General features: G+C 30.7%; 13 protein-coding genes and 3 pseudogenes. 4 read left to right on the forward strand and 12 right to left on the reverse strand.

Annotation, left to right across the window (positions count from 1 at the left end; genetic code table 11):
• The 4 genes and pseudogenes from JJD95_RS17635 to JJD95_RS17650 all read right to left on the reverse strand — a co-directional run.
• Positions 1–385: pseudogene (locus tag JJD95_RS17635) on the reverse strand (ATP-binding protein); the annotation flags it as partial.
• Between the two features lie 756 nt (positions 386–1,141).
• Positions 1,142–2,704, reverse strand: coding sequence for a hypothetical protein (locus tag JJD95_RS17640; RefSeq protein WP_291644422.1), 1,563 nt, complete (start codon positions 2,702–2,704; stop codon positions 1,142–1,144).
• Positions 2,705–2,836: 132 nt separating this feature from the next.
• Entirely contained in the window at positions 2,837–3,109 is a 273-nt protein-coding gene (locus JJD95_RS17645; protein ID WP_291644424.1) for a hypothetical protein, read from the reverse strand.
• Positions 3,110–3,404: 295 nt separating this feature from the next.
• Positions 3,405–4,193: a GNAT family N-acetyltransferase gene (locus JJD95_RS17650; RefSeq protein ID WP_291644425.1), complete on the reverse strand. Its 789-nt coding sequence runs from the start codon at positions 4,191–4,193 to the stop codon at positions 3,405–3,407.
• 297 nt (positions 4,194–4,490) lie between these two features.
• Between JJD95_RS17650 and JJD95_RS17655 the strand changes: the two genes are divergently transcribed.
• Positions 4,491–5,426: a multidrug resistance efflux transporter family protein gene (locus tag JJD95_RS17655; protein WP_291644427.1), complete on the forward strand. Its 936-nt coding sequence runs from the start codon at positions 4,491–4,493 to the stop codon at positions 5,424–5,426.
• Positions 5,427–6,039: 613 nt separating this feature from the next.
• Here JJD95_RS17655 and JJD95_RS17660 read toward each other — a convergent pair.
• From JJD95_RS17660 to JJD95_RS17685, 6 genes and pseudogenes are all read right to left on the reverse strand, one after another.
• Positions 6,040–6,174 (reverse strand): annotated as a pseudogene (locus JJD95_RS17660) (transposase); the annotation flags it as partial.
• A 105-nt stretch (positions 6,175–6,279) separates the two neighbouring features.
• Complete coding sequence (locus JJD95_RS17665) at positions 6,280–6,465, reverse strand: hypothetical protein (RefSeq protein WP_291644429.1); 186 nt, start codon at positions 6,463–6,465, stop codon at positions 6,280–6,282.
• A gap of 24 nt (positions 6,466–6,489) precedes the next feature.
• Positions 6,490–6,657: a hypothetical protein gene (locus JJD95_RS17670; RefSeq protein WP_291644431.1), complete on the reverse strand. Its 168-nt coding sequence runs from the start codon at positions 6,655–6,657 to the stop codon at positions 6,490–6,492.
• 95 nt (positions 6,658–6,752) lie between these two features.
• Positions 6,753–7,955, reverse strand: a complete 1,203-nt coding sequence (locus tag JJD95_RS17675) for an EAL and HDOD domain-containing protein (protein ID WP_291644433.1) — start codon at positions 7,953–7,955, stop codon at positions 6,753–6,755.
• A 295-nt stretch (positions 7,956–8,250) separates the two neighbouring features.
• Positions 8,251–8,463: pseudogene (locus JJD95_RS17680) on the reverse strand (transposase); the annotation flags it as partial.
• Positions 8,450–8,548 (reverse strand): IS66 family transposase zinc-finger binding domain-containing protein, encoded by a 99-nt coding sequence (locus tag JJD95_RS17685; protein ID WP_367114844.1) that lies wholly within the window; start codon positions 8,546–8,548, stop codon positions 8,450–8,452. The gene JJD95_RS17685 and the pseudogene JJD95_RS17680, both read right to left, overlap by 14 nt.
• Before the next feature lie 198 nt (positions 8,549–8,746).
• Between JJD95_RS17685 and JJD95_RS17690 the strand changes: the two genes are divergently transcribed.
• From JJD95_RS17690 to JJD95_RS17700, 3 genes are read left to right on the forward strand one after another with little or no spacing between them, the layout of a single operon-like run.
• Positions 8,747–9,061, forward strand: coding sequence for a hypothetical protein (locus JJD95_RS17690; RefSeq protein WP_291644436.1), 315 nt, complete (start codon positions 8,747–8,749; stop codon positions 9,059–9,061).
• Complete coding sequence (locus tag JJD95_RS17695; RefSeq protein WP_291644438.1) at positions 9,025–9,288, forward strand: hypothetical protein; 264 nt, start codon at positions 9,025–9,027, stop codon at positions 9,286–9,288. Before JJD95_RS17690 ends, JJD95_RS17695 begins: the two co-directional genes overlap by 37 nt.
• A 13-nt stretch (positions 9,289–9,301) precedes the next feature.
• Positions 9,302–9,733 carry a Tn3 family transposase gene (locus JJD95_RS17700; protein ID WP_291644440.1) on the forward strand — a complete coding sequence of 144 codons (432 nt, stop codon included), beginning with the start codon at positions 9,302–9,304 and terminating at the stop codon, positions 9,731–9,733.
• Between the two features lie 28 nt (positions 9,734–9,761).
• On the opposite strand, the gene JJD95_RS17705 is transcribed toward JJD95_RS17700, so the two are convergent.
• Together JJD95_RS17705 and JJD95_RS17710 are read right to left on the reverse strand one after the other, a co-directional pair.
• Positions 9,762–10,391: a sortase gene (locus tag JJD95_RS17705; protein ID WP_291644442.1), complete on the reverse strand. Its 630-nt coding sequence runs from the start codon at positions 10,389–10,391 to the stop codon at positions 9,762–9,764.
• A gap of 70 nt (positions 10,392–10,461) precedes the next feature.
• Entirely contained in the window at positions 10,462–11,730 is a 1,269-nt protein-coding gene (locus JJD95_RS17710) for an Ig-like domain-containing protein (RefSeq protein ID WP_291644444.1), read from the reverse strand.
• Between the last annotated feature and the right edge of the window lie 105 nt (positions 11,731–11,835).

Genomic DNA, 11,835 nt, shown 5'->3' on the forward strand with positions numbered 1-11,835 from the left:
GGATATAGATGTTAGACATTACTATAGCCAAAACAAGGGAATAAAGCATTACTTTTGTAATACGTATCATGGCAAGTAAAAGCTGTATAAATGCAACAGTCCATATGGCTGGTCCGATGATATCATAAAATGCGATGGTTATATACATTAATGTTAAAAAAGAAAGCCCTGAAATAATTAGCGTAACAAGCTTAGTTTTTAAGTTAATTCTAGATACGACTTCAAATGCTACACCAATAAGTATAAATAGTAAGCTGTTTAATAAGCAAATCTTAAAGTTTTGTGACTGAATTAAATAACGAACGATAAAGTTTACTATCGATGCGAAAAATAATAATACCGATGCGAACATGCTTACCATAATATTTTCATACCTACTTGTCATATTTGAATCCTCTGTTTCCTGTTGGATATCTTTTATTATTCTCGGAATGGTACGTTTAATAGAATTTTTATTTTTATTATTTTTCATATTTTTCATATTTGATTGGCTTCACATCTATAAATTCTAAATAAATTACTATATTTATAAAGTTTGTTCATAGACCCAACATTTAAACTCAACACATTTATAGCAATGATTGGAGTATATAATAACATCTCTTTATAATGCTACACCGCAAGCCAACAATATTGTTGTCACTTCCTTTCTAAAATCAAGCAACTAACTTTCTATTTTGAAAATATAGAGTAGTTATTTGGTTTATATTTTTATAGTATAAAAATAAGAAATTAAATTTTTTCTGTTTTTACAACTTAAATTTTTGTACCATCCCATTTTAATTTTCTGCTAATATCGCTTGATTTTATCAGTATATATGAAGAGGAATTCCATATCTAATAATATGAGATTATTTTTTCATTCAAAGGTCCTTTTTCATTTATAAGTTTTATTAATTTCCCCCTAAATTTCTCCACAATATGACTCTTTATCTAAAAAAATTATTTTTTAACAACTATATCAATTATATTGTAAATTTTACATTTTTTCAATATAAAAGTTGTAGTATTAAAAATTTAAAAAAATAAAGTGAAAGTAACACAATGCCAATTGTGTTACTTTCACTTTGGGGTTATTGACCATTTAAAAATAATTGTAACCATATTTAAAGTACAAATTAGAGTTTCCTAAATTATAATGTTACTTTTTATTAATTTCATTTATATACTGCCATGTTATTCCATTATCTTTTGATTGATAAAAGGCTTTAGATCCTCCATTATAATCTCCATCAGATCCTTGTCCAACTAAATCATTAAGACTCCCATCTTTCTCATAAGGCATTCCAGGTAAATCAAATGGATTATATGTTTCACCATTTTTTAATGCTACCTTTACCCCTGGAAAATCCACTTTTTTATAAGATACTCCTCCATCTTCTGTACGATATAATTGCCCCTTTCTTCCGCCGTTAGAAGATAAACATATAAATCCAAGTCTATCATTCAAAAAAACCATTTCTACCGCAAATCCAAGCGACCCTACGAATGGGTCTTCATTGATTCTGTTCCATGTGCTCCCACCATCAGTAGTGCCTGTTAGCGCATAAGCTCTACTACCCGCTGCAGATCCCGTTATTTCTAAACGATACCCAACTAGCTTTGAAAAATAAAATTCATCTGCAACATCCTCGGACTGATCAGAACTCTTTTTATTGTCTAATGAAGGCTCTTCTGCTTTAATATTATTTAAACTATCTGTTAAATTGTATCTAACAGGAGTAATTTCATTTTCTTTACCTGGTACATATACAGAAACAGTATATCCTATTATTTCAGAATATGAATTAACAGCTGAATTTGTATTCCCCTTCGAATCAATATAAACAATACCATCTGTATTGTATCCAAAGCTTCGCAATCCAGAATAGAGGATACCATACTGCTGTCCAGGCCAGCTGCTCACCGCTATCTTAAGTGGAATTACCTTCATCGAACTAAATAATGGCTCTATTAGCTTATCTTCATTATATTCTACACCCGCATAACCATTTAAATATATAGTTATATTGGCTGACTTATTGCTATTATAACTAATCAAATAGCTTTCTGACTCACCTTTAGCATTTTTTCCATAAAGAAATGTATCAAATGATGTAATTTCTCCATTCGAATCGAAGTTAAGGCTAAAATTATTTACAACATATAATTTTTCAGGCATATAAATCTTTTTATTAATATCTGTAAATATCCCTTCTACACCACTTTCATATATGTTAGTATGTTCAATCTTTACCGTTCTTTTATTTTTTAAATCCCTTAAAACCCATGATAGCTTTCCATTGTAATTTATTGCAGTATGATATATTTTCACTCCGTAAAAACCTGTTATAAGAACTATAATTATTAAAGCGGTGCAAGTCCATCTAGTTTTAGAACGTGAATAGAACTCATGTCTATCTACAATCTGTTGCGATGCAACTGCCGGCCTTTTCACAATTCTAATCACTAGAATTATAAACCAAGCCAAAAAGAATACCATACATCCGAGTAATATAGTTATATTGTTCCTAACTCGTCCAAATCTACATAAAGTATATAATTCATAAAATGTAATCCAATATCTTTGCGTAATTCTTTTTTCCTCTGAAACTTCATTCTCCAACAAACCACCATTTCCTATAATGGTCTTTGCTGATGCAATATTCTCTTTGTCACAAGTAACAAGTACTCTTCCAACTTTATCTCTTACTTCAATTGGCAAGTTACCCCTTAATGCTCTTTATAATAAAGCGGATTTCTTTATTTGATTTGTTATGACGAACTTTAAGAATATTCCGTCATAATAAAAGAAAAATGCATATATAAGTTATTTAGAATTATACTTATACATTTCCTAAACAAATATTTTAAATGCAGAAATAACCACTATAAATAATGTAAATATCCCACCTAAAAACAAGAAATTTGATATTTTTTTGTTTTTCTCAATATAGTTATAATTTGCAATACTACATAAAAAAATAGAAATAGCAGAAACAAATATAGTAATGTTAGGTAACATTGTCATTCCGTTAATCTTTGAAACCACAAGGGTTATTGAAGCAATAATAAGTGAAGATACAGAAATAATTAGTGTTATTCTTTCATTTTTCGTATTATTTTTCATTTGAATCTCCTCCTTATATTTAATATAAATAGTTCTCATAACGTAGTTAATTGCCAAGACGAAACAATTCATTAACTATACTATACAATAAATTGTTGTAAATTCCTTAGAGTGGGTAAAAAAATATATGGATAAGCAAATCATTTCCTGAAATATAACTATCTTTTGCTATATATCAATATTGTAATTCCACCGTTAACAAATTCTATAGTTTATTAGCAGTCATTATAATTTTCTCTCTAGTAGTCATATTAAATTCTCCTTTTATAAGCCAACAATCGCTCTGTACTACACCCTAAAAAGTTATTTCGTCCACCTTATGATAACACACAAAACCGGACTTACTAATAGTGTGAATAGATGCTATATTTGTTTTATCTGTAGAACAAATAGCCTTATAGCCTCTTTCATTTGTAAGATTTCTAATAGTTGATATTATATAGCTGCCTAACCCAAGTCTTCTATAATTTGTTGATACGGTCATACCTATATTAGCATAACCCTCACTGCTAATACTTGGTCTAGTCTCGCCAGTTCCTATAATTTCTCCATTATATCTAAAGGATACAAGTTCACCTTGATTAATTCGCTGAGTAATGTAATATATTAACCAGTCACCAGCCATTCCTATCCCTGTAAAATATGACATAATTTCATCAAATTCATTTATAGTAGCATTGTCCATAACAATCCCATCGAATGGCATAGGTTTAATAATAACTTCCTCCTCATGAAACATATGATCATTCGTAACGATATTTGCAGATTTTTCTTTACACAATGAATAGAATACAGGGTCATTAGAACAGCATAACGCTTTCTTTACGCCATTTTGAGTAATGACTGACTCGAAAATCATTGAAATATCTTTTCTGTTTTTATCCTTAACGTAGAACTGTAGCATGACATTTTCACTATTAGTAGCAAAAAATCCACAAACACCATCTTCATCTTCAATCTCAAAAAAATCACAAGAAGGAATAATCCCCAATTCATACATATCATCCATTGGCGATATTAGATTGTTATTATTATCCTTTAACATCTTATCTATATTTTTCATAGCTACCTTATTAATTTTCATTATATTTTACCTCTCTCCTCGGACCGTCCGTCGGTCTACAAAATTATATTGTCACAACTTTATTAGTATGTCAATTTTTTATTGGTGCAGTGGTCGTAATTTGTGCAAAAGGCCCATTAATAAAAAACGTTTACCATATATTCTCTTGATATTTCTGCAATAACCTATCCATGTTCTTACTTCTTAGCGTCTTCTCATTTTCTATGATAATATAGTATAATATAACTTATATGTATCCAATATAGCATAAAAAAATAATTTGAATTACAACTATAATCTAGAACAAGGAGTTTTGAAATGACAAAAGCACTCATATTGGGAATAATCGCATCATTCTTTTTCGCATTTACTTTTATACTTAATCAACAAATGAATGTTTCTGGTGGTAGTTGGCTTTGGAGTTCATCACTAAGATTTATTTTTATGTTACCAATTTTACTTTTTATTATGATTATGAAAAATCAATTATTTGGCGTAATAAATGATATAATTAAAAAACCTATTCAATGGTTAACTTGGAGTACTATAGGATTTGGATTGTTTTATGCCCCCCTAACTTTTGCTTCAGTATATGGTTCATCATGGTTAGTTGCTGGAACTTGGCAAATAACTATAGTCGCAGGTGCACTTCTGACTCCACTATTTTATAAAAGCGTAGAAACTGAAAATGGAATCGTTAAGATAAGAAATAAAATTCCTAGAACATCTTTATTAATGTCATCTATTATTTTGTTAGGTATATTTTTAATACAGTTTCAACAAGCAAAAGATATTTCTGCTCTAAAAGCACTTATTGGAATTATGCCTGTTATACTAGCGGCATTTTCCTATCCACTTGGTAATCGTAAAATGATAGAAGTTTGTGATAATAGATTCAGTACCTTTCAAAGAGTATTTGGTATGACACTATGTAGTATGCCATTTTGGCTAATTATATCGTTATTTGGCTTATTAACTGTTGGTCTACCAAGTGGAGGACAAGTAGTTCAATCCTTATTAGTAGCTGTTTTCTCAGGAATTATTGCTACAACACTATTTTTTAAAGCAACCGATATAGTAAGTAGTGATGCACATAAATTAGCAGTTGTAGAATCAACACAGTCCGGTGAAGTAATATTTACATTGCTGGGAGGAGTGTTTGTGTTTCATGATAAAATCCCGACACTTATTGGCTTACTAGGAATAATGCTCATAGTTACTGGCATGACTTTAAATAGTCTTATTAAATCCTAGAAATCAGTTCAGAAAATTAAAAATACATATTAGTTCACCATATTCTAACCTTACGCAACAAAAAGTATATTTAACTAAAAATTGTTCTATATAAAAAGTATTGGCAAAGACTCTCCAACTGCCTCACTACAATCAATTATTTACTATAAATTAAAATGACCTAAACATAATTAGTGTATACTCGAAATAAAGTTTGATCAAAGTAGTAATTAAACTATCTTATTTTTAAATATCCTCTTTTTATCTGCCTCTCCTAAATGATAACAAAGCTCATTCAAAAGTAAATTATCAACTTCCTTTTATTCTAAAAGTTATAGTTACTTTCATGAAAAATGAACTCTCAATTCAAGTCTAATTATTATTAATAATACTCTCTTTGAAAAATTACATCTATCTCATTATCATCTGGAATATTACCACTAGAATTATGTAAGAGGGTTAACTTCTGATAATATTGATGTTATATACGTAAGCGGTTAATAACTAGTCACATTGACAGCTATTAACCGCTTATTTTTATTCTTTTTTCTTTAGATAACATTCATTGGGAAGGTTTCACCATGGAAATAGGGAATTAATTGAATCTAGGTCATTTTTAAAATCTACATTCGGCATTTTTTTTTGCTGTTTCAATAATGCTGTATATTATTGCACTTGATTTAGCGCCATGTACAGTGTCGGAGAACAAGGAATTTTTGCGACCAATTACAAAGGACTTAATACTTCTTTCAGCCCTGTTATTACTTAACTCGCATCTTATAACCCAATTAGCCATAGTTTGTCTTGGAATATCTACGCTTAATCTTTCAAATTCCTTTTCTTGACGATACAAGGGCATAGCATTAACGTATTTTTAAGACATAATATACGCTACAGCTGATGGTGAAGCCATACTACCTTTTATAACAGGCTCTGATACTACAGACTTAATAATGTGAGTACCATCACTATATTTCTCACAATCGCGGCATGAATATACATACTGAACATGCTCTACTACCGTTGCCGTAGCTAACCTTCCCCCTACTTCTATTACCAACTAAAGCTATTGGAATTTACTTGCTCAGGCTATACCTCCAATTATTGCAGGCTTTATAACTTCTATAAGTTTAAATTTACCAACAATCTTTGCAGCAGGTAGTACGCTGCTTGCCTGGCTTATATTTAGAATATTCTTTATTAAAGAACAAAATCTCAAAAACACAAGGATTATAGATGTTGCTATAGACATGGATATCCTTCCAAAATAAAAGATGGAAGGGGTTTTCTAAAACCATTTCCATCTTTTTATATATTTACTTTTACCCATTGTAATCTATAGTATCCTTAATTCTTAGCATAATTTATTGCTTCGTAGTATGCATCTTGCAAAGAATTCTCTGCTAAGTTAAGTTGCCTTGATATTTTCGATACCTCATCCCATTGTCCTTTTTCATACAATATAATTAAGTTGAATAATTTTGTATATTTATTATTATTAACTCCATTTAAAGTATCCTTTACTTGGGTTGGCAATAAGAGTTCCTGAAGTATTTGATTTAAAGGTCTATCTAAAAGTATATCTACCATAGATAACATCCCTATTAAATAAGCATTAAAAGAGTTTATTTCTAGACCTATTTTACTAGAAATTAATTCTAAAAACCTTGCTCTTGCTAAGGAAGTTATAACTATAATTTCAGGTTTATCCTCGCCTAAGGTTTGAAAGGTTACTAAATATAACCATTTTTTCACTTCTTTTTCCCCAATCAATGCTAGTGCTTGATTTATTGATTTTATTTCACTTCTGAAGCCATAATTTGCTGAATTTATTCGTTTAAAAAACTTAAAAGATAAAGATACATCTCTTTTTATTAATCTTTCTATACTATCTATATTACAGCTATCGCTGTTAATTTCTTTCAATAATTCAAGATAAATAGCCTTATTTTCTGATATTCTTTTTCCTACAATTATTAAAGGTTTACTAAAATAGTAGCCTTGAAAATATGAATATCCATATTCAACAGCTTCGTTGAAATCCTCCATAGTTTCTACTTTTTCTGCAAGAAACTTTATATCTTTCGATTTAACTTTTTCCATTACTTTTTTTCTTTCATATCCTTTAGTTATTTGAAAATCAACTTTAATAATATCTGCAAATTCTATAAGTTTTACATATTTGCTAGAATAAACAAAATCGTCTAAAGCTATAGTATACCCTTGTGCTTTAAGTTTTCTACAAAGCCCTAATATTTCCTCCGTAGGTTGTATATCCTCTAATATTTCAATTATTACTGATTTTGGTGATAACACTGTAAAAATATCCGATTTTAATATATTTTCAGTAAAGTTAATAAATGCTTTTTTCTTCCCAGTCACATTTTCAATTCCTATATTTACAAAACAGTTTTTTAAAACTTCAATAGTTGCTGAATCACCATCTTCACCTTGATACCTATTGTTTTCACTATTTCTAAATAGTAGTTCATATCCAAATAATCTATTGTATCTATCAAGAATTGGTTGTCTCGCTAAAAAAACATTCACTTTAATCCTCCTAAGGAAATATATTTAATGATTGTCATATTTATAATACACGAAATTATACTTTCCTACAACATAAATGTACTAATATTTACTAACTTATATAATAATAACATAATCGGTTAATAACTAGTCACATTGACAGCTATTAACTGATTATTTTTAATCTTTTTTCTTTAGATAACATTCATTGGTATTAGCCCATTTTTTTTTGCTGTTTCAATAATGCTGACTTAAGAAGTGCATCGGAGCTTTTTAGCCATACCAAAAAGTCTTCCAAACTAGGCTTTGAAAGATTATGATATGCAGAATATCCATCTGTATGCAAATATCCCTTAAAACCTTCTAGGAAATCTTTAGGTCGTTTGCCAGCTCTGTCTGGTTGATACTCATATAAAACTATAGGTGATTGCGTATCTCCACTAGTTCGATACAACCACATATATGAGTTAGATTGTGGTTTCTTACCAGGTTCTTTTAGAACCTGAAGCACAGTTTCATCTGCATGAATATACATACTGAACATGTTCTACTACCGTTGCCGTAGCTGGAATTATTTTTAATTCTCTTCTCACCTTTTTACCCATAATGTGCATAGGTTCACCGCATCCAGGCTATCTTATTTTCCAACATTTTAATTTGATCTTCTTGCGCCTTACAAGTTTCTTCCAATTTATTAATATATTCAGTTTTACTTTGTTTTTTATTCTCTAAATTCATCATACATAAATTACACCATATTATTCACTAAAAAGATAGAAAATAAGTCCTTAAAACCATTGTAATTCAAGGGTTTGTTATATTTTATCTTAACAACTATAAAACTAAGTAAATCAAATGAGCCTTTGCTGGAGGCTATAACCCTATTGAATGAACTTAATGATGCTAAAAAGAGAACTATTCCGAATGATGCGCCGGTTGATTTTATATCAAGCAAATGGAATAAATATGTTTTTGAAAAAGATGGTACCATTAACAGCCGTTACTATGAAATGGCTATTCTTACAGAATTAAAAAAAACATACGTTCCGGCAATATCTCTGTTGTTGGTAGTAGAAAACATAAGGATTTTGTGGAATACTTGGTATCAAAAGAAGAATGGGCATTAATCAAACAAAACAGTACAAAGCTTGCTATAAGTAATAACTATGAAGAATATATTCAAGAAAGAAAAGATACTCTCTTACAGCGTATCAAATGGGTTAATGAAAATGTACAAACTCTTGAATTGGTAAGCCTTCTGAATGGTGAAATACATGTAAAAAGGCTTGGAAAAACACTCCTGAAGAAGCAAATGATTACAGTAAATCGATTTATAAAATGCTCCCCAAAATAAAACTTACTACCAGATGGCCAATACTGCACAGTGGCGATTATATGATGATGCTTTAAGCAGAGCACAGTCTACTCTTATAAACTTTCTACATAAATTATCATTACCTTATAATTGGGGAGAAGGCAGCACTTCATCCAGTGATGGTATGCGTGTACAAATTGGTGTATCATCACTCCATGCTGAACACAATCCGCATTATGGTTCAGGAAAAGGAGCAACTATATACCGTTTTATTAGTGACCAGTATTCTGCATTTTACGCGAAGGTAATTAACACTAATACCAGGGATGCGGTACACGTAATTGATGGTTTACTGCATCATGAAACTGACCTCCAGATTAAAGAACATTACACAGATACAGCCGGTTTTACTGAACAAACTTTTGGTTTATGCCATTTGTTAGGTTTTAGATTTGCCCCCTTTGATATTGTTTCTGATAATTAAAATTATACTGTAAGCATGATATACTGATTTAACCTGCTAGCTTACAAACAACAATTAATCTTTGTGAACCACTGTTTACACATGTGAACAATGTCAGTATTTTATTGCTAGTAGATGCAGAGTCACGCATATCATCTGGCTCTACAACGTGCATATCAATTACTATAAAGGAATACTTACTGCCTTTAATTGACTCTAAATAAACCTTACTTCCCTTGCTTAAAGTAGGTAATAACCCAAAAAACGAATTATCTGCCTCATTATGCCCACCTAAAACTGTATTGCCAATACTGTCAATAGAGGCAGTATTCTCTAATTGGCTAATAGATTTAGCTAGATTATCAACTGTTGCACCATATAATATAGGATAGGATAATGGCTTTTTATTTATAACAATAGAAGGAATACTTATTCTACCTACCATTGCACCTATAACTGGAACTGCTAACTTAGATTCTTTTATGGATAACTTGTCATCTATAAGTTTCTGAACTTCTTTCTTGTCTGCTATCAACTTTTCTGATATGTACTCTTTTTCCTGTTCTTGCATAGTATTCCTATGTACACGCCTTTCATACTCGTACCTAATTGGCACAGATATTACTAATAGTATACCTAAAAATAAACCTGTAATCGCTATTTTCTTTACTGTGTCCATGCTAATCCTCCTATACATTAATTTAAGTAATACTATGTAATTAATACGCCTTAAGGCGTATTAATAGTTGCTATGCAGTCTTTTTCTTTTTGAGTGTAATTAAAGATACTATTATAAGAAATAATCCTGCTAGAGTAGGCACTGCCGTAGTATCTCTACTTCCTGTTTGAGGGTATACTGTAGATGTAATTTCTTTCGTGGTGTCTACAGTTGCCGAAACAGTCGCATCGCCACCTAATGTCAAATCAAAAGTCAATCCTGAGGTACCATCAGATGATACAACTCCATCTTTAGTTGTTACTGCTAACAGTATACCTGGATAACTGGTTAATATATCTTCTGGTATATTAAGAACATGTATTTCATGCCCTACATCTTTGAAGCTAAAATAACCATTACTATCTGTTAACGTTGTTCTAGGATTAGAATGTAAAGTTATCAATACATTAGCTAGAGGAGTTCCATCAGCTAACTTGAGATACCCTTCTACATTAGATATAACTGGTTCCTTTATGACTGGTTCCTCTATAACTGGTTCTTCTACTATTTTGTCTGTCGTATATATAAATGTTATGATAACTTCTGGTACTTCTTCTGTTAAGTTAACATTTGTATGCTTATCACCAACTAATGTATACCCATCGAAAGAAGGGGCAGTTGCTACATTTTCACCTGCTGACAAGTCTGCTGCGACTGAGTGAACTGAGGTCACACCATCTTTTGTTACTTTGGTTATTAAAAAATATCTATTGATTGGAGCTATTACATCTGGTTTATATACTGTAACAGGCACTGTACTAAGTGTACCATTTGATGTTGTAGATGTTATTAATGCAAAACCTTCTTTTACAGCTTTGACTATTCCTGTACTGCTAACTGTTGCTATAGCTGTATCTGAACTAACCCATGTTACTAATTCATTGCCTGCGTTAGACGGAAAAATATCTGTAGTTAATGTAAGTGAATCATCAACTAGTAAGTGTAAAGAATCTGGTGATATACTTATAGCTGTTACCGGAACTGGTAATGGGTATACTGTAACCAAGCAGGTGTCAAATAAACCATTTGCAGATGTTGCTGTTATTTTTACTACTCCTTCGCTGACTGCTGTTATCTTACCTTCGGAGTTTACTGTAGCTTTAGACACATCTTCACTTGAGTAAGTTACTGATTTATCTGAGGTACTTATAGGCAATATCGTCGGAGTTAATACTGAAGTCTCATCTACAACCAAATTTAAAGTGTTTGGATATAGTGTAATTGATTGCGCTATAGTCTCGTAAACAAATGTTACTACAGGATGACGAGGCCACTGAAAAACTATATAAAAAATCGTCATCAAATTAAAGATGGCGATTTTTTTTGTATATATGACTAAAAGGCAAAAAGGAATTTTAAAAGATATGTCGAATAAGTATAGTAGAGTAAAACAAAAGGAGCTAAA

Source organism: Clostridium sp. (assembly GCF_016650035.1).
Classification (GTDB): domain Bacteria; phylum Bacillota; class Clostridia; order Clostridiales; family Clostridiaceae; genus Clostridium_AD.

What these genes read in the sequence shown, in the direction of transcription:
- JJD95_RS17705 (WP_291644442.1), bottom strand. Translation starts at nt 10,391, where the DNA reads ATGGACACAGTAAAGAAAATAGCGATTACAGGTTTATTTTTAGGTATA.
- JJD95_RS17650 (WP_291644425.1), bottom strand. Translation starts at nt 4,193, where the DNA reads ATGAAAATTAATAAGGTAGCTATGAAAAATATAGATAAGATGTTAAAG.
- JJD95_RS17710 (WP_291644444.1), bottom strand. Translation starts at nt 11,730, where the DNA reads ATGACGATTTTTTATATAGTTTTTCAGTGGCCTCGTCATCCTGTAGTA.
- JJD95_RS17655 (WP_291644427.1), top strand. Translation starts at nt 4,491, where the DNA reads ATGACAAAAGCACTCATATTGGGAATAATCGCATCATTCTTTTTCGCA.
- JJD95_RS17700 (WP_291644440.1), top strand. Translation starts at nt 9,302, where the DNA reads ATGGCCAATACTGCACAGTGGCGATTATATGATGATGCTTTAAGCAGA.
- JJD95_RS17670 (WP_291644431.1), bottom strand. Translation starts at nt 6,657, where the DNA reads ATGTCTATAGCAACATCTATAATCCTTGTGTTTTTGAGATTTTGTTCT.
- JJD95_RS17685 (WP_367114844.1), bottom strand. Translation starts at nt 8,548, where the DNA reads ATGCACATTATGGGTAAAAAGGTGAGAAGAGAATTAAAAATAATTCCA.
- JJD95_RS17645 (WP_291644424.1), bottom strand. Translation starts at nt 3,109, where the DNA reads ATGAAAAATAATACGAAAAATGAAAGAATAACACTAATTATTTCTGTA.